The organism is Lysinibacillus sp. FSL M8-0216, from assembly GCF_038595555.1.
Taxonomy (GTDB): domain Bacteria; phylum Bacillota; class Bacilli; order Bacillales_A; family Planococcaceae; genus Lysinibacillus; species Lysinibacillus fusiformis.
This window is the reverse complement of the sequence record NZ_CP152007.1, coordinates 2,735,786-2,758,960: the sequence shown is the minus strand read 5'-3', so window position 1 is coordinate 2,758,960 and position 23,175 is coordinate 2,735,786. Positions and strand designations below refer to the sequence as shown.

27 protein-coding genes and 1 riboswitch are annotated in these 23,175 nt (G+C 35.6%); of the genes, 19 read left to right on the top strand and 8 right to left on the bottom strand.

Going from position 1 to position 23,175, the window contains the following annotated elements; all coding sequences use genetic code 11:
* Positions 1 to 328: 328 nt before the first annotated feature.
* Together MKX57_RS13565 and MKX57_RS13560 are read left to right on the top strand one after the other, a co-directional pair.
* A complete protein-coding gene (locus MKX57_RS13565; RefSeq protein WP_089986976.1) occupies positions 329 to 562 on the top strand; it encodes a DUF3953 domain-containing protein in 234 nt (77 codons plus the stop codon).
* 119 nt (positions 563 to 681) lie between these two features.
* A riboswitch (SAM riboswitch) is annotated at positions 682 to 785 on the top strand.
* 104 nt (positions 786 to 889) lie between these two features.
* Positions 890 to 2,170: a Na+/H+ antiporter NhaC family protein gene (locus MKX57_RS13560; protein WP_089986977.1), complete on the top strand. Its 1,281-nt coding sequence runs from the start codon at positions 890 to 892 to the stop codon at positions 2,168 to 2,170.
* A gap of 475 nt (positions 2,171 to 2,645) precedes the next feature.
* On the opposite strand, the gene MKX57_RS13555 is transcribed toward MKX57_RS13560, so the two are convergent.
* Positions 2,646 to 4,046 carry a VanZ family protein gene (locus MKX57_RS13555; RefSeq protein ID WP_253734821.1) on the bottom strand — a complete coding sequence of 467 codons (1,401 nt, stop codon included), beginning with the start codon at positions 4,044 to 4,046 and terminating at the stop codon, positions 2,646 to 2,648.
* A gap of 514 nt (positions 4,047 to 4,560) precedes the next feature.
* Between MKX57_RS13555 and MKX57_RS13550 the strand changes: the two genes are divergently transcribed.
* From MKX57_RS13550 to MKX57_RS13530, 5 genes are all read left to right on the top strand, one after another.
* Entirely contained in the window at positions 4,561 to 5,007 is a 447-nt protein-coding gene (locus MKX57_RS13550; RefSeq protein WP_237068894.1) for a DUF4362 domain-containing protein, read from the top strand.
* Positions 5,008 to 5,386: 379 nt separating this feature from the next.
* Complete coding sequence (locus MKX57_RS13545; protein ID WP_216604827.1) at positions 5,387 to 6,295, top strand: hypothetical protein; 909 nt, start codon at positions 5,387 to 5,389, stop codon at positions 6,293 to 6,295.
* Between the two features lie 617 nt (positions 6,296 to 6,912).
* On the top strand, positions 6,913 to 7,842 hold the full coding sequence (locus MKX57_RS13540) for a YafY family protein (protein WP_010861406.1): 930 nt from the start codon (positions 6,913 to 6,915) through the stop codon (positions 7,840 to 7,842).
* A gap of 91 nt (positions 7,843 to 7,933) precedes the next feature.
* Entirely contained in the window at positions 7,934 to 8,866 is a 933-nt protein-coding gene (locus MKX57_RS13535) for an alpha/beta hydrolase (protein WP_089987235.1), read from the top strand.
* The gene (locus tag MKX57_RS13530) at positions 8,863 to 9,420 is read left to right on the top strand and encodes a YdeI/OmpD-associated family protein (protein ID WP_090002755.1); all 558 of its coding nucleotides are present in this window, start codon (positions 8,863 to 8,865) and stop codon (positions 9,418 to 9,420) included. Before MKX57_RS13535 ends, MKX57_RS13530 begins: the two co-directional genes overlap by 4 nt.
* A 677-nt stretch (positions 9,421 to 10,097) precedes the next feature.
* Here the strand turns inward: MKX57_RS13530 and MKX57_RS13525 are convergent.
* The 3 genes from MKX57_RS13525 to MKX57_RS13515 all read right to left on the bottom strand — a co-directional run bounded on the left by MKX57_RS13525 (position 10,098) and on the right by MKX57_RS13515 (position 12,429).
* The gene (locus MKX57_RS13525; RefSeq protein WP_008177274.1) at positions 10,098 to 10,769 is read right to left on the bottom strand and encodes a DUF554 domain-containing protein; all 672 of its coding nucleotides are present in this window, start codon (positions 10,767 to 10,769) and stop codon (positions 10,098 to 10,100) included.
* A gap of 62 nt (positions 10,770 to 10,831) precedes the next feature.
* Positions 10,832 to 11,650, bottom strand: coding sequence for a MerR family transcriptional regulator (locus MKX57_RS13520; protein ID WP_089987236.1), 819 nt, complete (start codon positions 11,648 to 11,650; stop codon positions 10,832 to 10,834).
* Between the two features lie 308 nt (positions 11,651 to 11,958).
* Positions 11,959 to 12,429, bottom strand: coding sequence for a MarR family transcriptional regulator (locus MKX57_RS13515; protein ID WP_008177278.1), 471 nt, complete (start codon positions 12,427 to 12,429; stop codon positions 11,959 to 11,961).
* 117 nt (positions 12,430 to 12,546) lie between these two features.
* Between MKX57_RS13515 and MKX57_RS13510 the strand changes: the two genes are divergently transcribed.
* Together MKX57_RS13510 and MKX57_RS13505 are read left to right on the top strand one after the other, a co-directional pair.
* Positions 12,547 to 12,951 carry an Ohr family peroxiredoxin gene (locus MKX57_RS13510; protein WP_043990281.1) on the top strand — a complete coding sequence of 135 codons (405 nt, stop codon included), beginning with the start codon at positions 12,547 to 12,549 and terminating at the stop codon, positions 12,949 to 12,951.
* Positions 12,952 to 12,976: 25 nt separating this feature from the next.
* Positions 12,977 to 13,603, top strand: a complete 627-nt coding sequence (locus MKX57_RS13505; RefSeq protein ID WP_008177281.1) for a nitroreductase family protein — start codon at positions 12,977 to 12,979, stop codon at positions 13,601 to 13,603.
* Positions 13,604 to 13,703: 100 nt separating this feature from the next.
* Here MKX57_RS13505 and MKX57_RS13500 read toward each other — a convergent pair whose 3' ends face one another.
* Positions 13,704 to 14,204: an Rrf2 family transcriptional regulator gene (locus MKX57_RS13500; RefSeq protein WP_008177282.1), complete on the bottom strand. Its 501-nt coding sequence runs from the start codon at positions 14,202 to 14,204 to the stop codon at positions 13,704 to 13,706.
* Positions 14,205 to 14,524: 320 nt separating this feature from the next.
* On the opposite strand from MKX57_RS13500, the gene MKX57_RS13495 reads away from it, so the two are divergent.
* The 7 genes from MKX57_RS13495 (at position 14,525) to MKX57_RS13465 (ending at position 18,162) form a co-directional block, all read left to right on the top strand.
* Complete coding sequence (locus tag MKX57_RS13495; RefSeq protein ID WP_342550356.1) at positions 14,525 to 14,962, top strand: carboxymuconolactone decarboxylase family protein; 438 nt, start codon at positions 14,525 to 14,527, stop codon at positions 14,960 to 14,962.
* 504 nt (positions 14,963 to 15,466) lie between these two features.
* Positions 15,467 to 15,688, top strand: coding sequence for a transcriptional regulator (locus MKX57_RS13490; protein WP_025117591.1), 222 nt, complete (start codon positions 15,467 to 15,469; stop codon positions 15,686 to 15,688).
* Entirely contained in the window at positions 15,685 to 16,944 is a 1,260-nt protein-coding gene (locus MKX57_RS13485; protein WP_008177293.1) for a UV-damage repair protein uvrX, read from the top strand. Before MKX57_RS13490 ends, MKX57_RS13485 begins: the two co-directional genes overlap by 4 nt.
* Positions 16,945 to 16,954: 10 nt before the next feature.
* Complete coding sequence (locus MKX57_RS13480) at positions 16,955 to 17,293, top strand: YolD-like family protein (RefSeq protein ID WP_171365026.1); 339 nt, start codon at positions 16,955 to 16,957, stop codon at positions 17,291 to 17,293.
* Complete coding sequence (locus MKX57_RS13475) at positions 17,286 to 17,627, top strand: hypothetical protein (RefSeq protein WP_008177296.1); 342 nt, start codon at positions 17,286 to 17,288, stop codon at positions 17,625 to 17,627. Before MKX57_RS13480 ends, MKX57_RS13475 begins: the two co-directional genes overlap by 8 nt.
* 62 nt (positions 17,628 to 17,689) lie before the next feature.
* Positions 17,690 to 17,887, top strand: a complete 198-nt coding sequence (locus MKX57_RS13470) for a hypothetical protein (protein ID WP_239354757.1) — start codon at positions 17,690 to 17,692, stop codon at positions 17,885 to 17,887.
* Complete coding sequence (locus MKX57_RS13465) at positions 17,860 to 18,162, top strand: GNAT family N-acetyltransferase (RefSeq protein WP_338138371.1); 303 nt, start codon at positions 17,860 to 17,862, stop codon at positions 18,160 to 18,162. Before MKX57_RS13470 ends, MKX57_RS13465 begins: the two co-directional genes overlap by 28 nt.
* A 50-nt stretch (positions 18,163 to 18,212) precedes the next feature.
* Here MKX57_RS13465 and MKX57_RS13460 read toward each other — a convergent pair whose 3' ends face one another.
* Complete coding sequence (locus tag MKX57_RS13460) at positions 18,213 to 19,160, bottom strand: YafY family protein (protein ID WP_342529592.1); 948 nt, start codon at positions 19,158 to 19,160, stop codon at positions 18,213 to 18,215.
* 203 nt (positions 19,161 to 19,363) lie between these two features.
* Between MKX57_RS13460 and MKX57_RS13455 the strand changes: the two genes are divergently transcribed.
* Positions 19,364 to 20,446 carry a DNA alkylation repair protein gene (locus MKX57_RS13455; protein WP_090002746.1) on the top strand — a complete coding sequence of 361 codons (1,083 nt, stop codon included), beginning with the start codon at positions 19,364 to 19,366 and terminating at the stop codon, positions 20,444 to 20,446.
* A 113-nt stretch (positions 20,447 to 20,559) separates the two neighbouring features.
* On the opposite strand, the gene MKX57_RS13450 is transcribed toward MKX57_RS13455, so the two are convergent.
* On the bottom strand, positions 20,560 to 20,760 hold the full coding sequence (locus MKX57_RS13450) for a hypothetical protein (RefSeq protein ID WP_008177300.1): 201 nt from the start codon (positions 20,758 to 20,760) through the stop codon (positions 20,560 to 20,562).
* 179 nt (positions 20,761 to 20,939) lie between these two features.
* On the opposite strand from MKX57_RS13450, the gene MKX57_RS13445 reads away from it, so the two are divergent.
* Positions 20,940 to 21,308, top strand: a complete 369-nt coding sequence (locus tag MKX57_RS13445; RefSeq protein ID WP_089987239.1) for a DUF6713 family protein — start codon at positions 20,940 to 20,942, stop codon at positions 21,306 to 21,308.
* A gap of 84 nt (positions 21,309 to 21,392) precedes the next feature.
* On the opposite strand, the gene MKX57_RS13440 is transcribed toward MKX57_RS13445, so the two are convergent.
* On the bottom strand, positions 21,393 to 21,734 hold the full coding sequence (locus MKX57_RS13440; RefSeq protein ID WP_036148714.1) for a hypothetical protein: 342 nt from the start codon (positions 21,732 to 21,734) through the stop codon (positions 21,393 to 21,395).
* A 963-nt stretch (positions 21,735 to 22,697) separates the two neighbouring features.
* Between MKX57_RS13440 and MKX57_RS13435 the strand changes: the two genes are divergently transcribed.
* A complete protein-coding gene (locus MKX57_RS13435; RefSeq protein WP_008177314.1) occupies positions 22,698 to 23,174 on the top strand; it encodes a sigma-70 family RNA polymerase sigma factor in 477 nt (158 codons plus the stop codon).
* Position 23,175: the final 1 nt, after the last annotated feature.

Genomic DNA, 23,175 nt, shown 5'->3' with positions numbered 1-23,175 from the left:
AAGCATGATAGTACCGCCAATCCATAAAATGAATTGGAATATTGTACTAGATTGTACTAGAAAGGCTATTCCCAAAACCTATAGTACAGCGTACACCATGTCACCAACAGCACAACCTAAAGAAAAGATAAATGCAGGGTAAAAGCCTTTTGTCAGCCCTGTTCGAATTAAACTTAAATTTCCTGTTTCTAGTTCAAAAGCCAATTAAAAAAACAAAAATAAAAAGTTGTTGGGCTTTCATTTGTCATCTCACCCATCATAGAATTTTTTTATTCAAAAAAGGTTAGATAACTGTTAGTATTCGTTCAAGCAAATAGGGGGAATCGTTTTGTTAAAAACAGTACAAATTATTTTATCAATAATAGGCATCACGCTTTCCATTTACGGATTTATGACACATGATTATCGGCTAAACTTTTTAATGATCCTTTTTCTAGGTTTATTTATGTTAACATTAGGAATTAATGAATTTCGGAGAGAGAGAAAATTATATGGTTGGTTTTTAGTCGGGGTATTTATATTTTCGATCTATGTGTCCATTCAAAGCTTCGTATTCGTATAAAAAGTTGAATTTCGCACTTGATAATAGTCGTGGGATTTTTTTACAATTAAAAACATGTTGCAATTATGGATGTTTTATTTTAGTATTTTAATATTGTGTAAAAAATATAATATTTTTTCTTCTTATCAAGAGAGATGGAGGGACTGGCCCGATGAAATCTCGGCAGCGGAACTATTAAGTTACTGTGCCAAATCCAGCAAGCAATGTTCTTGATAGATAAGAGGAGCGTTTTAACTATAAGGGCTCTTCTTGTTATTTCAAGATGAGGCCTTTTTTATGGTGAAAAAATAAAAAATAGGGCTGATTTTTAATTTTTGGAGGTAGACAATGAAGAAAGAGAATCCATGGGCGCTAATCCCATTTGTTATTTTTATGATTTTATTTATTGGTTCAGGGATTATAATGGGTGATTTTTATGCCTTTCCTGTCATTGTAGCCATCAGCATTTCGGGTGCTGTAGCTCTAGCGATGAATCGAAAAGAATCGTTTTCCCGAAAGGTTGATATTTTTTGCCAAGGTGCCGGAAATTTAAATGTCATGCTGATGGTTATTATTTTTCTATTAGCAGGGGCATTTTCAGAGGTAGCGAAGGGAATGGGGGCTGTAGATTCCACTGTTAACTTTGCTTTATCGGTTATACCGCAAAACCTGGTTGTCGTAGGCTTATTCATCATTGCCTGTTTCATCTCTCTATCCATGGGCACATCAGTGGGGACGATTGTTGCGCTGGCGCCAATTGGAGTTGGAATAAGCGATCTTACGGAGCTACCTATTGCTTTAGTGATGGCAGCGGTTGTAGGCGGTTCGATGTTTGGTGATAATTTATCTTTTATTTCAGATACTACTATTACTGCAGTTCGTTCACAAGGCGCACAAATGAAGGACAAATTTAAGGTCAATTTTTGGATTGTATTGCCGGCAGCTATTATCACAAGTATTATTTTAGGGTTTATGACATCCGGGGGGACAGCCCAAGTAGAGCATCTAAGCTATAATTGGATAAAAATTATTCCCTATGTTTTAGTTATTATTTTAGCGTTATCTGGAATGAATGTTTTCCTCGTTCTTGCATTAGGGATTGTTCTCGCCGGTGCTGTTGGCTTAGCAGATGGCAGCTATCACATAATGAGCCTTATACAAAAGATTGGTGAAGGAATGGAAGGGATGTATGAAATCGCCTTTCTGGCTATATTAATAGCTGGAATGGTGGAAGTTATTAAATTTAATGGGGGAATTGACTTTTTACTCCGTCTTGTAACGCGCAGGATTAAATCGCAGAAGGGTGCTGAATTTGGTATAGCTGGTCTTGTGGGTCTAACTAATTTATCTACGGCCAATAATACAATTGCTATTCTAATTGCCGGGCCACTTGCCAAAAATATTGCTGACCAGTATGAGATTGAGCCGAGAAAGTCTGCAAGTATTTTAGATATTTTCTCTTGTACAGTCCAAGGTCTTCTCCCATACGGAGCCCAATTTCTTGTAGCCGCAAGCGTAGCCAAAATTTCGCCAGTGAGTATCTTGCCGTACTCTTTCTACCCAATTCTTATTGGTATTTGTGGTATGATAGCGATATTCATTGGGTACCCGAAAAAAAAGAAAGCCTAAACTTTTACTACTGAAAATTAAACATGAACGACGAAAGTAGCTCAATCTAAATAAAGATCAGCAAGCTGGTTATTTCAGACTGTAGACAAAAGCCATCGAGTAGTTTGATATGCTCCCTATTAGGTAGACAGATTAAAAAATAAAATCTGTTTATCTAAAGGGAGCATTTTTTTGTGGTGAAGTTAATATCCACTCCAGATTGGAACGAAGGGCGAGGGTGCAGTTCGACCCCGCCCATGGAAAGCTGGAAATCAATCAACGGCTTTACTTTATTTTAAAGTTAATAAATTTCAATAAGAATCAGACAATAAACACTAATGGTATTAGGTAAAAAAATAATAGTAGAAAAATAGGGGAGTAGTCTACTTTTAGGAGATAGGGGGATAGTTCATTGCCCCTTACAGTCGAAAATAAAAGAGCCCAGTTGCTCTATTAATTGGAGCCTGGGCTTTGCTTAAGTATTTGGAACGAGGTGTTACTTTCTTGCCTGAATTAAAGTAAACCAATCGTTGTCGTTGAACTTGCCAGAAACATTGTATATGGGCTGATAGAAGCCTTTTGTATCATACATATAGGAAAGCTCAATCGATTCAATTTCAATTTGGTCTCCTTTTTTTATAATTAGGTCTTCCTCCTGTACGAGTGCGTTATACTTTATTTGAGGAAAATCGCCTTCCTTTATTCGTTCATATATTTCTGTAGGAGACTGTATGTTTACCTCTCGTATAAATTGATTTTCATGAAGACTGTAGGTTAATGAATAAATGTGACCGTCCGGTTTCAGGCCAAGACTGACATCTCCAGTCCAGTAATCTTTAGTTACATCAGGACGGTCTGGTAAGGTCCATTCAAATTCACCATTCTCCTGTACAGTAAATTCTGCATCTTGAGGTAGTATAGAAAGTTCATCCATCAATGACTTCGCCTTTTCTTCTTGCTCTACAGCTGAAATTTGCTCCGGTGTATAATTATTCTCGGTTAACCACCATTGTCCCTCTGAATTATTTGTAACCAATGTATACGCGACCCCATTTTTATCTTCCACTAGCGTTTCGTCATTGTCCTTGACATCAGATACATTCATCTCTGATAATCCTAGTTTCTGTTGTAATAGGTCTTTTACGTCATCCTCTTGAATGATTTTCTTATAGACAGGAGCAACGATTGGTGCTGCGCTTAATTCCAATGATGTGGATACATGAACATCTGACATTTTTGATTTTGTATAAGCGTTAATTGCTAGGTGACCAAACTCCTGCTGGGCGTAGACAATGTTCATAACGATAAAGATTAAGCCCATCAATAGAGGTATGGCAAGGTTTCCAATCAGACTTTTTACCTTTACCTTTTTGTTATGGGCCATAGAAGCGATAAGTTTGTATAATTGGTAGCCAATAATACCGCCAAGTGAGTTATTGATTAAATCATCAAGCTCAAAAATCCCTGCTCCTGAAAGTGCCTGATACGTTTCGATGGAGGCTGTTGCACCTACAACTACTAGGAGAAGCCACTTAAACTCTTTACATTTAGCCATAAGTAAAGGTAAAAACATTCCTAATGGCACAAACATCAATATATTAAAAAGACAATTTTGAAGATCACGTAAAGAGTATTTTTTCCACGCGTCTATATAACCACTGAATGGCTGAAGGTTCAACTGCATGAAATGTGAAGTGCCACGACCAATTACTGTCAGCTCCAAAACAAAGACAATATATCCGATAAAAATTGCGCCAAGCAGAAGCTTCTTTACAGGAATTTGTTTTTGGTGATCGGATCGTCGTCTTTGATAATAAAAGAAATAAAGTCCAATTAGTAAAAATTCAAGGCCAATAATTATGATGACGGGCAGCATCAAAATTTTGATGTTGCTCATGATTTCAGTAATTCCCAAGGTGTGATGCTCCTTTTTCTGATGATGATTTTCAAATGCTATACGTAATGTCGACCTTCATTATTGTAAATGGAAATTATTAATAATTAGAGAGAATATTTATGAAGATTTCTTAAGAAAAGGGAAAGCCCAAGCACGCAATTATTTTGTGCTTGGGCAGTTAGCTTGTTCGTATAATTAGATAATAAATTGGATTGTTCATAAGGATTTAGTATAGTTTTATAAAAAAGTTTGATCATTTAAAACAAAGTTCGATAATTTATATTAAAGTTTGATTAAACATCCTGTGTTGATATGCAGGATGTTTTTGTTCAACAAACGGGCCAGATTGTTGAATAACATTCTTTAACAAAAAAGGTTCCAAACGACGCTTTGGGAAGATTTTTTGGGTTTGAAGAAAGTAGTAGTTTCTGGCGAGAAAAGGGAAATGCAGATTTATATCGAAAAATTAGAATAGAACGTCCAAATAATTTCAAAGGAGATATTTACCTTGAGAATGAAAGCTGGATTTTTTATTTTATTCTTTATACTTTTAGTTTCTGGTTGTAATAGTGGACAAACATCACAAGATATCTATATGTATACAGACGATAACCCTCCACCTTATATTAAAACATTAGACGATATAATAGATACAAATGGTAAGTTAGAAAATAAAGAGCGATTTGATGAATTTTTCAACAGTGTACAACAAGAGAGAGACGATAGTATCAGAGTGGTTAAATATACAACAGAGGGTGACCCAATAATTTATGGTTATGAATTTGAAAATGAAGTTATAAACGTAACAATTGATACAAGAAGAGATGGATATGGTCAAGGTAAAATAATTCATAAAACTTGTACTTCAATTATAGTGAATGAAGATAAAGAAAAAACAAGCTATGAACTTGATGGTTGTACTCCATCAATAGGAGACAACATAATTTTAACTATTGAATAAAGTATACAAAACAAACCTACATAACGTTCCCAAATGCAAGCTTGGTAACATTTCAAACAGCGACAAACACTGTTAAATCGGTGTTTGTCGCTGTTTTTTGTTGATGGAGGACGCTTTGGGTCCGTTTTTTATTCAACTAACGGAGGGAGTTTATCCAACAAGGATTTACGCTTTTTTTGTTGAATAATTTACTAAAGAGCAGGATTGTTGATGTTCTTTTTTTATCCAAAATATCCAGTAAATCTTAGAAATCCATTGTGAAATGTTATTATAAAAGTATCTATAATGAACCTTTCGGAACCTACTATATCAATCCCAACGAAAACGTACCACAAAATGTAGGATTATACTCAAATAAAAATAGTGGAGGAAATAATCTATGAACTATCAAGTGAATGATAAACTATTAAAAATCTTAAAAAAAGTTTATAACAAAAAGAGATATGAAAAAGACGAAAAAGGTTATTATCGTGAAATTGATAATGGAGATGTCTGGGATAATGAAAGAGCTGTTTATATTTTTTCAACAAATAATTTAAAAGATGAGGAAAAGACATATTTGGAAGAAAGTTTTTATCCATTAAATGAGATTGAACATTTTACTCACGATAAAGTGATCGATGAATTTAAGATATTAACCAAAAATTTCAATGTAACGATGGATAAAGCACTTCAAGCTTATGTAGCAGGTATGAAAAGTTTTCCAAGGGGAAGACAACCAATATTAAGCTATCTTTATGCCAATCAGTGTAAAAATCATTCCTACCTAAGCGATACAGAGTACTGCCAAAAATGCAGTGTTAAAAAAGAAAAATACTTAAATGTGGGAGAAGGGTTATTCAGTCATTATTATGGTGGTTCTTGGAATGAAGGTATTGAATTGATGCTGATAGAATTAAGAGAGTTTTCACAGCTAGAGGTTCCAACCCCAACAGAAGAAGATATAGCAATATTTAGAAAGTTAATAGATATAATCAGAAATGCCCCGCAAGGAGAAACGCCAGGAAAGTTAGAACAACGAATTAAATCGGAAAAAGTATTTCCTAAGTTCAGTAAATATAGTGTTCGTGGGCAGCTATTATCCTTGGCGGAATTTGGAATAATGCCAAATGATTTGTATCCGCCAATGGTTGATAGATTCGTAGATACCGTTGAAAAAATGAAACTTTATGAGAAGGCAAAAGGCTCCCCACGTTCCGATATTATTCTTCCACTAGCTGCATGGCGTGGAGAGTATGCAATTGATGAAGAACGTTTAGAGAAATTTTTCGGAAAGTATAGTAAATAAAGTATAAGTCAATGTTATTCCACAATCGGGCGCATTTCTTTAGTAAGGAGGAATGCGTCTTTCTTCATTTAAGGGCCCGTTTGTTGAATAACATCGTCAAGGAAATTCAGGGGAATTATGTTAAGATTTAGGTTATATTGTGAATTAATGTACTTAAACTAACGAAGCAGGTTAGTTTAAAATTTAAATGTAGATGAATCAATTTCATATCTCTGAGCCCTTTGGGCTCTAAGTTTAAAACGACAAAAAAATAGGGTACCTCCCCAAATCCTGTATAATGAGAGTTACGACACACACATTAACAGACTGGAGAGATATCCCCTATGTCCATTATACGACAAGAAAGCCTGTTTGACATGCAAGTTTTATCGATTTGGAACCTACTCAACGTTTTAATTCGGTTTTATCCGGTATTGACATTCATCCAATCCTAGATGTTGTGATGAAAAGGTCGGTTGATCGGCTTTCCCAACTACAACTTTCTGTAGCATAATTAGCTATTTATACGTTTTTTTAAGAAATCATCGAAATTCTGTTTCTTTATGATTTTTTAAAAGTGCGTATTATGAAATTGATTCTACTACATAATATAAAATTATATTTTTAAGGAGAACAAGATGAAAATAGAACGTATGTTAACCATTATTGTGATGTTACTTAATAGAAATCGTGTAACAGCAAATGAATTGGCTGAGAAATTTGAAGTGTCGGTCCGGACTATTTACCGAGATATTGAAACAATCAATCTAGCTGGTATTCCCATCATTTCCCATTCCGGAAACAATGGTGGATTCAGCATTTATGAGAGTTATAAATTAAATCATCAAGTACTAACTCTTAATAACCTGTCCTCCCTTCTTTCTGTTCTCAAGGATATTAATTTCACAGTTGACGACATTGAGTTAGAATCATCCATAGAAAAACTACAAAATATCATTCCTGAAAACAAGGTAGATTATCTAAAGCTGCATATGGAACAAATCATCATTGATTTACATCCTTATGGAGACTCTCCAAATCAAAAAGCATTAGTTAAGACGCTAAGGAAAGCTATCACACAGACTAATTTACTGACTATTGACTACAGAAATTATGATAATATCGTCAGCAAAAGACAAGTTGAGCCTATGTCGCTCATATTTAAAAATTATACTTGGTATTTATTTGCTTATTGTCTTTTAAAAGAAGACTTCAGAATATTTAGAGTTTCCCGTATAAGTGATTTTCACATTGAAAATCACTCATTTGAACGTCGAGAAAAATCCTATCACGAGATTATGGCATTATTAAATGAACAAACAACAATGACAACAATTGTCTTAAAAGTTTCCCCTCAAATGAAGTCTCGTGTGAAGGATGTTTTTAATAAAGAAGATATTGCGGTGTTAGAAACAGGTGAACTTCTTGTTACAGCTACATTCCCCGAAAAAGAATGGTTGTTCTCTCTCATATTTAGTTTTGGAGAGCATATAGAGGTCTTAGCTCCAAAAGAAATGCGCAAAAAAATTGCTTCCAAACTCAGATTGATGGCTGACAAATATCATTAAGTGAGTTTCTCAAAGCTGACAGACCGTTGTCAAACGTCCATGATAATATTTTCATTGTAAGATACTTTTATTTTAATTAGGAGGATGTTAAATGACAAACAATTATGAATTTCCAACACCAACACTTATCTCGGGTAACGGTGTGGAGCTAGAGGTTTTTGAAGCTGGACAAAAAAATGGGGGGCAACCTATCGTTCTCTGCCACGGATGGCCAGAGCATGCCTTTTCTTGGAGACATCAAGTGACTCCTCTTGTAGAAGCAGGTTATCACGTTATTATTCCTAATCAACGAGGGTATGGAAAGTCTTCTTGTCCAAAAGAAGTCACAAAATATGATATTGAACATTTAACGGGTGATCTTGTTGCTCTTTTGGATCACTACCAATACAAAGATGCCATTTTTATGGGCCATGATTGGGGCGCAAGTGTTGTTTGGAGTATGGCTTTGCTGCATCCAGAACGTGTTAATAAAATGATTAACTTATGCTTGCCCTACCAAGTTCGAGGAGAGAGACCTTGGATTGATTTTATGGAAGAAGCTTTTGGCGATGATTACTATTTTGTTCACTTTAACAAACAACCAGGTGTTGCAGATGCTGTATTAGACGAAAATGCAGCCCAATTTCTTCGTAACTTATATCGAAAGAATGTTCCATCACAAGGCTCTGTTGAAGGAATGGAAATGATTAATCTAGCTAAAGCAACCCAGCCGTTAGGTGAACCTGTTATGAGCGATGATGATCTTTCTGTTTATATCACAGCCTTCAATAAGACAGGTTTCACTCCAAGCATCAATTGGTACAGAAATTTAAATCGTAATTGGGATTTATTGGGTGACGTATCTCCTATTCTTCATCAGCCAACATTGATGATTTATGGTGAGAAAGATATTATTCCGCCGCTTCCAAATATAAAAGATTTTGTACCTAATATAGACATTAAGAGTTTAAACACTGGTCATTGGATTCAAGAAGAAAGACCTGAAGAGCTTAATCAAATGATTTTAGAATGGCTGGAAAAATGAGTGAAGTGCTATTTTTTAGTAATCAAACAGAATTTATTGATTGGTTGGATATTCATCACCAAACAGCTAGTGAAATTTGGGTAGTTTTTGTTAAGAAAAAGACCAATAAAGCAAGTCTCACTTGGTCCGAATCAGTAGATTGTGCACTGTCATTTGGTTGGATTGATGGGATACGAAAAACAGTTGATGAAGATTGCTATAAAATTCGCTTTACTCCACGTAAGCCTAATAGCCTCTGGAGTAAAGTTAATGTGCAAAAGGTGCATAAACTGATAGAACACAATCAAATGAGGCCTGAGGGATTGACTGTTTTCAATCAAAGAAATGATCAAACAGGTTATTCTTCCGTTCATAGGAACGTTACTTTAACGAAAGAATATGAGGATGAAATTAGAAAACATCCAAGTTCTTGGAAATTTTTTAATCAGCTTCCACCTTCGTACAGAAGAGATTCTATTTGGTGGGTAATGAGTGCTAAAAAAGAAGAAACTCGGCTAAGAAGATTGAATCGATTAATTGTTTCATGGGACAAGGGAGAAATATTAAGACCCTAGATTTTCATTTTGCTTCATTGTCGCAAAGAGAGTATGTAAGGGGTTATGCATTTCGCTAATCAATCAAAAAAAGAAACGCCGTTAAATGTCAAGCCCGTTAGAATAGACACTGAATAAAATCCTTAAAAGGCATGAACCCTAAAGTCTAACAGAAAACATGTCTTTTAGTTTCCTTTGAGGCATATCTGTATTGTACTTAATTTGACAATTCAATTGAATAAAACAAACAAAGAAGAATAACAGATGAATGTAAAGAACCTAACTAATGAAAACAAAGATTATACGATCGGATTAAGACATCATTTTCACCAGTACCTTGGAACTGGATTAATCGCAATGTTATAAGACAATAAAGACCATCCAATAATTGGGTCAAGAACGGACATTGATGCACTACCAGTCAAAAAAGACACTGGATTACCTTTTGCCTCGAAATATAAGAAAAAGTCATTGTTTAATTAATGATTCATTGTTACTCACCAATCGGGCGCGATTGTGGAGCAACACAGGTAGAAAATAATCAAACTTTTTTATAAAACCTAACTTAAAACTGCTAAAAAAGAATCCCTTTTGATCAATCTTTTTTCAAAAGGGATTCTTCTTATTTAACGTAAAATAAGGGATTCGCGAGGCATTTTTGCTCAAACTTTATTTCAAAGCAACATTTAGATCACTTTTTAATGTATAAATAAAAATACAATAATAGGGATTATTAATGAGGGCAGAAGATTTAAGGTATTGCATTTTTTTATGCCTAAAATACTTAAACCGGATGCTAATATCAATATACCTCCTATAATCGTCAATTCATTTAGAAGATCATTATTGATGGAATTCTCCATTAAACTAGCTATTAAATAAATGGAACCTTGCCATAGAAATAATACAATACCTGCAACAGCTATCCCAATACCAAATGTAGTGGCTAAAACAATCGAAGTAATTCCATCCAATATGCCGTTCGTGAGCAGATATGTATAATCTTGCTTTAATGCAGCCTCTATAGGACCTAGTATAGATAATGACCCAATACAAAATAATAAAATTGCAGTCGATAATCCTTCAGCTAAATTCCCCTTAGAGTATTTATTCACTAAAGCATTAAATTTTGATTCTAAATTAAGTTTTTGACCTAATAATCCGCCTATAGCTAGACTGACAATAAAAAGTACCGGATATTTACTGGAGGGTAAATGTTGAACTAGAGCATTTATTCCTAATCCCATCGCTGCTAATCCCATGGCCTGCATGAGGATTTGATGGTATTCATCTTTTATCCCATTTTTAAAAATACTTCCAATGATGCTTCCGACTATAATCATCATTGTATTAAATATCGTTCCTAGCATAATTCATTCTCCTTAAAAAATTGTCCTTACGTAAAAAAATAAACCCTCCGGTAAGGGGAGGGTCAATACTCTATTGGTATTTGTATTTCTGTCAAATAATCTTCTTTACTTCCTGAAATGTAATGGTCAATTATGGTTCTTTCAATGGAATCTCCAATCACTTGGAAACCTTGATCTTTAATAAAATTCAGTAAGGATTTATAATGTGCGGGAGAATGATTATGATTGCCGTTAAAATAAATACAGGCATATTTTCCTTCAGGAAGCGTGGCCAATAAAGGACTTTGCCTATCCTCTTCCTCGACTAAAATAAATATCGAATTGTATTCATGAAACTGGTTATTTAATAGATGGTGAATACTTACGGTTAGGCCAACGCCTCCAATAAATATAGAAGAATTCATATTCGACAAATTTTCTAATTGTCGCAGAGAAACTTCCAGTTGAGGCTCGGAACTGATTTTTTCCATTAATCGCACGATTCTTCGCTCTTGTTTTTCCATTATGAATGGGACTCCCAATGCCTTTATCTCTCGTGCCACTTTAATATCCTTAATTCGATCTTGGAACCTGCGATTAATTCGTTCCAGTTCTTGAATCTTTTCTTCGGTTAATCGTTTCTGTTCCTCTAAGAGATGCAAAAAGTCGTCGATATCCCTGTGATCTAAGTGTCCTTTAATTTCCTTTAATGAAAAACCTAATTCCTTCAAATAATTTATAGTATTTAATTGCTCAAATTGTTCTGTTGAATAGTATCTATAGCCGTTGTTTTTATCTGTGTGCATAGGCTTTAATAAATCAATTTCATCATAATATCGAAGGGTTTTTATAGTTGTTTTATGGAGCTTAGCCATTTCTCCAATTGAAAATCTATTCTTCATGTATATCTTCCTTTAAAAAACGTCCTATTATCATTATAGTACTTGATTTTGTCCATGAGCCCAATAATAATTAGATATTTTACGAGAGCATCGATATGCTGACAAAAAAGAAGCCATTATTTCGGCTAGGGTATGAATCGCCGAATTAAGAGAGGGGACATACGTGAATGTATTTTACAAATTGCCCAGATGTTTAAAAGAACCGTAGTTGGATGAGATGCAGTGTCCAATTACGGTTCTATCTGTTAATGGTATAAAATGATTGTCACTAGCATGAATCAAAAGTTTTAGGTGATACTATTCATTGCTTAATTTTTATCTTTCATGGTCCAATCATTGTGTATGATGTCTTGAAGAACATTTTTTAGTTGTATAAATTGCTGCTCTGAAATATTCGATTGTTGCATGACTTGACGCGATACCTCAGGTAGCTTGCGACGAACATCATTGCCTACCTCTGTTAAATAGATTTGCATTTGTCGTTCATCATCTTTGGAACGCTCACGACAAATATAACCCTTTGCCTCTAATTTTTTCAGCAATGGTGTTAAGGTACCTGAATCCAAAAATAAACGTTGTCCTAATTCTTTCACCGTTATTTGTTCGTTTTCCTCCAACGCTAAAATGGTGATATAGCCTGTATAAGTTAAATCATATGGCTTCAATAATGATGTATAGTGTTTAATGATTTCCTTGGATGTGGCATACAAAAGAAAGCATAGTTGATTATCTAAATGATTAGGCATAAAAATCCCCTCTTTATGTTCTTCTATTAACATTTATATTAAAAATAAAGTTCCTACTTGTCAAACGCAATTAAATTGTGTACAATTCAATTTGTAAAAATTAAATTGTGCACAATTTAAAATAAAGGATATAGAAAAGGAGTTTTCGATTTGAAAGAATTATACTCAACGACTATGATTAATGAGGGTGGCCGTAGTGGCACATCCTATGCAGAGGATCAATCCCTATCTTTAAAAATTGCACCACCAGGCTCAAAATTAGACCATGTGACAAATCCAGAGCAATTATTTGCTGCGGGGTATAGTGCCTGCTTTAATAGTGCATTAGATTTGATTAAACGCCAAAAAAAGCTTAAACATGCATCAACTATTCAAGTTACCGTTAAGTTAATGGAGCAAGCTACTTTTGACTATGTACTTGCTGTAAATATCGAAGGACATATTGAAGGAGTAACGCTGGAAGAGGCACAGCAATTATTAGAGCTAACACATACGGTATGTCCTTATTCAAAAGCGACAATGGGAAATATTGATGTAACAATTAAAGCAGTTTAAATTTTTTGAAAAAGAGGGAAATCATATGTTATCAACTTCAACATTAAAACAAATTATGCAGGAGCGTAAATCTGTTCGTAAATATAATGCGAATACTAAAATATCTCGTGAAACCATTATGCAGCTACTACAAGACGCTATTTCAGCGCCTTCTTCGAGCAATATGCAGCCATGGCGATTTATCGTCATTGATGATAAGGAAATCCAAAAGAATATTAATTTCTTTTCATTTAATCAAGAGCAGATCGAAACAGCCTCTGCTATTATTGCTGTCATTGGAGATATGGAGATGTATGTAAACGCTGAGGAAATCTATGCAAAAAATGTGGAGTTAGGCTATATGCCAGAAGAAATTGCGAAAAAACTGGCACAGGACGCATTAACAATGTATGGGTCAGCTTCGACAAAAACATTAGAGAACATCGTCCACTTTGATGCTGGCCTAGTAACGATGCAAATTATGTTATTAGCGAAAGAAATGGGTTATGATACAGTTCCGATGGGTGGGTTTGATAAAGCTAAGTTTGCGGAGTACATGGAATTACCTGCAAATGAAATACCTATTTTATTATTAGCAATTGGTGAAGCGGCGGCACCTGCTTACGGTTCTTCACGTCTTCCAATTGATCGCCTTGTAAGGTTTAATCAATAATTTTTAGGCAGTTCGCTCATTGCGGGATAAATAATTAAGCAAAAACAAAGCACAGTCGCTAGGAGGCTGTGCTTTGTTTTGGTATTGGTGCTTTTTTGATTTAATTATTTTTCTTGTGGAAGAATTCCTTTGCCATTGCTATACGTTCACTTGGCAAGGTACGATTAAGCTCTTCCTCTAACCATGCAATTGTTTTACCTCGTAAATAGTTCCGCATTTGCTCTTCAGCTTCTAACATCACTATATTAATGGTGCAATTGGATGTACCTGATGCACAGGAATCACAATTTTCAGTTTGGTTGGCAAAATTTGCTTTGATGTTCTTACAGTGAAATATGGGACTTTCACCCTCTACAGCTTTTACAACGTCCCAAAAAGAAATATCTTCAGGCTTTTTACTAAGCTTATATCCTCCTTTAACACCAGATACTGAACTGACAATCCCGGCTTTAGATAGCTTACCTAATACTTTTGATAAATAGGTTTCTGATAGCCCTTGAAATTCTGATAAATCCTTTATTCCAATACTTTCCTCTGGTGGTACATCTATTAAATAGACAAGGCTGTGTAATGCGTACTCTACCATGACACTATATTTCATTTATTCACCTACTTCTAATCCCTTTAGAAAACTTACATGTATCTTGTATATTATCATACCTCAAAAATACTTCATCTAAATTAAATCAATTTGACAAAAATTAAAAACAGGCATATATTAAAGACAAATATAATCAACGATTAAATTAATCGACGATTATATTTGTCTTTAATTTTGTATGGGGGAGTCAGTATAATCAGTAAATTTAATCGGAACAAATGGTTTTCCATTTCTTCATGCCCAAGGAATAGCATGATGGAATAAGAATGAATTTTACTAAACTATCATCAAGGAATTTAATTGAATCGGAGGAATGTAACGTGGAACAACGTATAGATTATTATAATATTGCACCTGATGCTATGCAGATAATGATGGAAATGGAGAAATACACGAAAAAGAATGGTATCGATAGAAAGCTTCGTGAGCTCATTAAAATCCGTGCTTCACAAATAAATGGATGTGCCTTCTGTCTGAACATGCATACCGCTGATGCCAAAAAAATGGGGGAGACTGAACAGCGTCTATTTTGTCTATGTGCTTGGAGAGAATGTACATTCTATTCAGAAGAAGAAAAGGTCGCTTTAGAGTTAACCGAACACATTACTTTAGTGTCTGAAATGCGTGTACCTGATGATTTATATAAACGAGTTCGTAATTATTATACAGAGAAAGAATATGTAGATTTAGTAATTCTAATTAACCAAATCAACAGCTGGAATAGAATCTCGATTGCTATGGGCAACTTCGCAGAATAATATAAAGGATTTGCTCAAAATGAATCAATAGTAGGTAGAAATGTTGATAAACCAGCATTTCTACTTTTTTATTTAATTGAAAATCAGCCTTCACGATATGATCTAATGAATGGATGATCCATTCTTTTTCCACGTCACATGTTTGCGTTGAGCAAATGGTGAACTCCAAAGCCGTTTCATCTCCAACGTTACTTTCGCTTCTTTTATTCCATATTTTTCTGTAATTTCACCTTTAATCCCTGTATCATCTTACAAATTAAAATGAATGTTAAAATTTTATTTTTCCATTTTTTTGTTTCCAAAAATTTAATCTTGCTAAAAAGCAAACGTTTGTTCTAATATGTATACAAACAAGTGTTCTTACATATGATAAGTGAAGGGAAATCTATTCGTAAATTTGGATAAATTCAGGTTGCCTGAAGCTGTTACTAAAAGGCACAGTTGTAGGAATGGAAATGAAAGGTACATCAAATCAAATTTTGAGAGATAGTGGAGGAAACTACGATGAGAGAGCAACTGATTAAAGCTATGCAACGCAATCAATTAGTGGACATTATGTATATAGCCAAAAATGGTTCCGTAACAAAAAGACGTGTAAGAGTCATTAAAATTGTTGGCGATTCATTTCAAGCATTTTGTTTTACGAGGCAAGCAAAGCGTTCCTTTATCATCAGAAATGTTCTCGCGGTTACTCCTGTTTTCCGAAAAGAGCGTGAGGTTGTATGAACTATGAGGAAATGCCGAATAGACCTATTATGTGTATAGATATGAAGTGCTTTTATGCCAGCTGTATCGCCATGCTACATGGAATCGATATTTTAGAAACACCTGTCGCTGTAGTAGCCAATTTCGATCAACCAGGCAGTGTAGTCCTTGCTGCCTCACCATTGATGAAGGAAAAATATAAAATCAAGACCGGTAGTCGTCGTTTCGAAATTCCTAAACATCCCGATATCCAATTATTTGAACCTAAAATGTCCTTTTTTATACAGATGTCCATGACGATTACTAAGCTCATCGCTAATTATGTTCCTGTAGACGCCATACATGTTTACAGTGTAGATGAAAGCTTTGTCGATTTAACAGGTACTGAAAAGCTTTGGGGATCGCCTGAACAAGCGGCTCGAGAAATACAGGCCGCTATTTTGGATCAATATAATGTACCAAGTGCTGTTGGCTTAGGTCCCAATATGCTAATGGCTAAATTGGCATTGGACCTTGAAGCAAAGAAAACGGGTTTTGCTCAATGGACGTACGGTGATATACCGAAAAAGCTTTGGCCAGTCAGACCCTTGTCCGAAATGTGGGGAATCGGCAAACAGATGGAAGCCAACCTAAATAAGATGGGGATTCAAACAGTTGGTGGGTTAGCCAATGCAGATTTGAATGATTTAGAAGAGCAATTTGGTGTTATGGGCAATCAGCTATATCATCATGCATGGGGAATCGATCTATCAAAGCTAGGGGAACCGTTAATTACTAATGGAGCATTAAGTTTTGGAAAGGGTCAAATGTTAATGAGAGATTATCATACACGAAAAGATTTATCGGTAGTGCTTTTAGAAATGTGTGAGGATGTCATGAAGCGAGCGAGAGATGCTGGTTTTGTTGGTCGTACAATTAGCTTGGGTCTTTCATATAGTCGGAATGCGATGACCAAAGGGTTTCATCGATCTAGAACGATTGATACACCAACAAATGAAACACTTGTCATGTATAAAACGTGCATAGAATTGCTGGATGAACACTTTGCGGGAGAGCCGGCAAGGCAGTTATCGGTAAGGATATCTAATCTTGAGAGAGAGCATAGTATCCAATTGGATTTATTTGATGAAAGAAAACCACAACGGCAGCTCATCGGACCTACGATGGATGCCATACGCAACAGGTTTGGAGCAACAGCCTTGTTACGAGCGGTTTCGTTTACTGGGGCAGGGACAGCCATCAAGCGTGATCGCTTAGTTGGTGGTCATTTGGCATAGGAGTGATTGGATGATAAAAGACAGAGGTAATATAAAATGGGCATCTATGATGATGCCGGAGCATTTGGACCTGCTAAGGGAATGCAAAGAAGTCTATACAACGCAACCAAGAGAGCTGACAGAATGGGAACTGGAAGAGTTACAGCAAACAATCGATATAGCCTATCATCAGCAGCAAGATCTTCAATTAAATGTTTGGAACGATGGAAAAATCATGCATTGGACGGGAATCATCCATGCCATTAACCTATCTACAAACGAACTGTTACTTGAAACACTACTGACAACGAGACGTGTTCCAATCCATCATATTCAATCAGCTCAACTAGAAGCTGATTATTATGATTAAAGCTGAACAACGCCAGCTATTACACAAGTATTTATTGTTGGAATTAGCTGTAAAATCAGTACAGCATGATTACCGATTTGCTGAACAATTTAAAATGAAAATCGCGTTTGTACCTTTAATGGATGCATTATTAAAAGATTTACGCCAAGAATATTTTGATCTCAAAAGGCAGCTTAACCAGCAACATATACGAGTGGTAGGTTGGCATCGTGTGGACGAATATTTTAGCGATGTCCAAATTGCAACGGCAGGTAATGATGTAGTCCTCCGCTATGCTAACCAGGCATTGAAAACACAGGTGGAAAAGCTCGTCATCCGTTATCTCGATAAATGATTGGTTCAAAATGAGTCATAAGTTACAATATACTAAAAGGGATATTTTGGAGGAGGATAACTGTGAGCATTTCTATTTGTACAGCTACTAGCAATGATTATTATGCCGTGAATAGCCTTGTGAGAGAAGGGCATGAAGAGCATGTTAGGGAAGAACCAGCCATTTTTAAAAGCGTTGAATCGGTTATGCCTGAATCTTATTTTAAAGACTTGCTTGAAGATCAAACAGTCCTATTTTTATCGCCAAGAACGATGAATTAGTCGTAGAATTTGCAATAATTAGCATTGAACATTCGCCTTCATTTCAATCTTTAGTACGACGTAAATATGGCTATATTCATGATTTTGGTGTGAGAAAGGCTCTACAAAAGCAAGGTGTTGGAGGATTATTATTTACAGGTTGTAAGGAATGGGCAAAAGCAGGGGGAGCTACATCTATAGAATTAAATGTTTGGGAGTTTAATGCCAATGCCATTGCATTTTATGAGCATCTAGGAATGAAGGGGATAAGTAGAAAAATGAGCATGAATATTTGAAGCTACGGCAAAAAAAGATAAAACCAGGTGCTCAACTGAGAACCTGGTTTTTATTCTTCATTGTATTGCTTCATCAGTTCCTGTAGCTTACTTTTAATTTGTTCCCGTACTATTGGGGGATGTTTGACATTGGCCTCCATACCTAAGCCTAGAAAAAAATGGACTAACCATGGTGTAAAGGAAGAGTTCACTTTTGCGAGTATCGACCCGTATCCATTTTCACGAAGCTCCATCCACTGAGATAACCATAGTTCTGATTGACAACGTCTTACTCCTTCTGGTGTTAACTCTACCTCAAGATCTAACATATGTACTTCATCCGCTGGCACGATCCATGACTTAATGTGCTCATTTGTCATGTCCAATTTCAGGCTTTGATCTTCAGCTAAAGAAAAATCTTTCACTCGATCTATGCGAAAAACTCGATAATCCTCAGCTAGGAAGCAATAAGCCTGGCAGTACCATAGCCCGTTCATCGTATAGATTCCAAGAGGCTGAATCGTTCTATTTTTAGTAGTGGCCGCTTCATACAAGATGGTGACAACCTGCTGTTCAAGTGCAGCCTCCAGTAATCCCTTTAAAAAGGGCACTTCTAATTCATGAGGAGGCACCCAAAATAAAAGACGTTGCTGCATACTTTCAATCTTTTGCTTGAGCTCACCTGATAAATAGTAGAAAAATTTATCCAATGCAGTATTTACTTCATTTTTGAAGGGGAGAGCTTTGTAATTATGTAATGATTGGCAAGCAAAGAACAATGCAATTGCCTCATGCTCGGTAAAGCTAATAGGTGGTAGCACTTTTTCACGCAAAACACGATAACCACCATTAGGCCCAACTTCGGAATAAAGCGGTACACCTAGTTCGCTCAGTTCCATTAAATCACGAATCATTGTTCGGCGTGAAACACCACATTCATCAGCCATCTCCTGAATGGTAAACTTTTTACGTTCGTTGACCTTCATCATGAGCTGAATAAGTCTTTGCGCCTTGTGCATCAAAGCTCCTCCTTAAAAACAAAATTAATAGTGACAGTAGTTGTCACCATTATCCCGTATAGTAAAACTTGAAGTCAATGTTTATGAATTTTTAATAAAAAGTACATTGACCACGTCATAAAGAGCATAAAAGGAGAAAAAAATGGCACAAGACAAACACAACTTTGAAGTGGAAGTTATGTTAGCGAAAAGGGGGATGGGTCATGGCTGACACATTTGAGGGTAAATATACAACAGATTTCTTCCATCAATTTATCAATATCGTACAGGCTGAATACTCTGCCTTTGATTCACATAAGTTCATGAATTTAATCCATGATGACGATTGGGAAATGAAAAAATTCAAACAGCGTATTAGGCATATCAGTACTTCATTACGGGCAACCTTGCCGACATCCTACTGTGAGGCATTATCAATATTGATAAAAATTGCACCTACATGTAAGGGAGTGGAGTATTTATTTTTGCCTGATTTTGTAGAAGTATATGGACTAGATGATTGGCAGGCTTCCATTCATGGATTAGAGGTGTTTACGGAATTCTCCAGCGCAGAGTTCGCTGTTCGGCCTTTTATTTTAAAAGATCCTCAGAAGATGATGGCTCAAATGTTAGAGTGGGCGAGCCATGCTAATCCTCATATTAGACGATTAGCTAGTGAGGGGTGTCGCCCTAGGTTACCTTGGGCATCGGCATTGGAAATATACAAATTGGACCCGTCACCAATCTTACCGATATTGAACCTGCTCAAACAGGATCCATCTGTCTATGTACAGAAAAGTGTCGCCAATAATTTAAATGATATTGCCAAGGATCATCCCGAACTAGTGAAACGACTTGCTCATGAATGGCACGGAGAGAGCTCAATCACAGATTGGATTATTAAGCATGGATGTCGAGGTTTATTGCGAAAAGGAGATGCTGAGGTGCTTTTCTTGTTCGGCTTTGACATCTCTCCAGATGTAACAATCCATGAGTTAGCGCTAGGAAAAGTTAGGTTGGCGATTGGACAAACCCTTGATTTTGCATTTACGGTTCAAACTAATTCTACAGCACCACAGAAGCTTCGAATCGAATATGCGATAGATTTTGTTAAAGCAAATGGAGCAACTTCAAGAAAGCTATTCAAAATTACGGAACGCACCTTCGAAAAAGAGAGTCACCGATACACACGAAATCACCATTTTAAAGATTTAACAACCCGAAAGCATTATCCAGGTCAACATAAGCTAGCGGTAATAATAAATGGAAAAGAGCTAGCTACAACAGAGTTTTGCGTTGAACGCTAAAGTAAGCATACAGATTGGATGAGCGATTTTAATGAAAGTACTGGAGAGAAATATAGGGGCTAATAAACCACTAAAGGGTCACTGAGATGGGAGTGACCCCATTTCACTAGGGATTATTTAAAATATTGCGGTTTTTCCACCTTAATGGAGGCTACTTCTCCGCAGTCTTTACAAAAGTTAAAAATAAACGGGGAGCCAACTGAAAAGACAGAATCAATAGGCCTAACATTACCTTGATTAAAATCGCCACCAACTTGTCCAATCGTAAAAGAATCACTACCACAGGACTTGCAAACTAACTTTTTATCTTCCACGCCATCACCTCGTTATGTAATATATGTAAATTGTATCATAAAAAGGAGAATGTGACATTCAAACTCCTATTTCAACATGATTCGTCGACTTTATATCGACATATTTTAGAGGATTTACTTGAAATTTGAAAAATGGTTTTATAGTAACATAGGGTGTATAAAGGTGGAGGAGGTTTTATATGCCTAATTTATTGCTAATCCTTTTTTTATTAAACCTATCTATATTTCTTTTACATGAAATGGATGCAATAAGGCGCTCGGAGTGGCGATTATTTATCGTATTAAAGGATATGGAAGATTCAAAGGCTTATCAAGTATTCACAGGGATTCATCTTTTTCTTTATGTCATTATACTTTCCTTACTATTCAGCACCTATCAAACCATAACGTTTTGGGTTCTCGATATATTCTTTATCACACATACAATCCTACACTTATTATTTGAAAGACATCCTCGAAATGGATTTAAAAACTCGTTTTCAAGAGCTATCATTTATCCGATGGGAATTCTTGCAGCCATCCACTTATTCTTTTTAATAAATGTTTAAAATAAGACGATTCTTTGGTACAAAGGAAAAATGAAAAGCCCTATACTATACGAATGTATAAGGCTTTTCGGCATGAACTAAAATCTAGAAAGTCTGTGTTAATTCCGAATTTACAAACCGTTGGGCAGCAATGATAGTACCAGAAGCTGTGCGTCCATAAACGCTATATATTCCACCATTTTGATTGGGAACGATTTCAACTTCATACTGAGGCGAGCTTCCAACACCTGGCGTTACAAAAGTAGAACCATTGGCAACTGCCGCAAAAGGAGTAGTGGACAATAATTGTCTTGAACCGTTTAGTCTAAAAACTCTTACTACCCCAGTTAGTAAACCTCCAGTGAGATTAAGAACTTTGACACGAACACTACTTGCATTAGCTGGTTGATTTCCTGTGTTTTCAATAGGACCAGTAGTTAAAGGCATGTATTCACCTCCTTGCAACTAAAAAATATATAATCTGCAGATTACCTTGATATAATATGTAGCTCCTTGTTACACTCTCTAGTTGTATTCATCATCTACCTTTGATTAAAAAATAGATGGGTAGATTAGTAGAAGATTTATCGACTAATGAAGAGGGAATAGAGATAGAAAAAAGCTGATCAGATATTATAAACTGCCCTGTAAAGGTTAGATAGATGTCTAACCTTCACGGGGCAGTTCAATTACTCTAATCAGCTTCTATTTTTAGCTTTTTTCCGTGTCAACTTTTTTACTTCTAAGTAGCAATGCTATAAATATAAAACTCGCTACCCAAAAGGAAAAGAATAAATTTTCGAGCAAAGCCCAATTATCATTTATGAAATAGTCCCAAATCATAGTGATTAAAAATAATGTTACAAGGAAAGCGAAATACAATAATTTTGCTAATGTGGTCAACCGAAACACCTCTTATGTAAGTTATAATGGTGTACTACTCATCACTCTAAGGAGGCTGCGACGGTCAACTAGCGCCACAGCCTTAAATAGTGCGTGCGATACACTCCAACATAGTGTGTGTCATTTATAAATACTTATACATGAAGTTATTGAGATAGGCGTTCATCGAACAAGCCTAGTACTAGGAGCTCTTTATATTTGTAACCATTCAATTAAATAGTGATCCAGCATTTAAAGAAAAGAAGCCACAGCGATCGAAATCACTGTAGCTCTTTAAGTAGTGAGACACTACGCCATTTTATATTGGCTGTTTATTGTCAAATTATACGTAAAATTTATATAAAAGACCATTTGTTAGATAAAACGGCAAAATCCATTTATTATGTATGGATTTTTGCCGTTTTTTAATGTGTTACCACTTTTTTGAAGTAACCATTTAAAATAAATTTAAATTATTTGCAACCTTTTGTGACCTATATACGAGGGTAGGTTGAAAGGTGGGAAGAGATGGAACTTGAAACAATATATATCACCTATATGAATGATATATATCGCTATTTATATTCACTTACGAAAAATCATAGTGCAGCGGAGGATTTGCTTCAGGACACATTTACAAAAGCGCATATTACCCTTCTTGGTCAAGAAATTCAAGACATCAAACCTTGGCTTTTTAAAGTAGCTTACTATACATATATCGACAGTACACGAAAAGAGAAGCGGTATGTAACTTCCGACAATATTGATCAAATGCATTCCAATACACCAGAGCAAATCATCGTTGAACAAGATGCTTTTTTGAAATTAATCAACCTACTTGAACAAATTAAACCAATCGAAAAGCAAATTATTTTGTTATGTGATGTACATGATTGTACAAATGAGCAAGCTGCAAACATCTTGCAATTAAACGTGAATACGGTGAAAAGTCATTTAGCGCGAGGTCGCAAAAAAATGCGCACACTAATAACAAGGGAGGAATAAA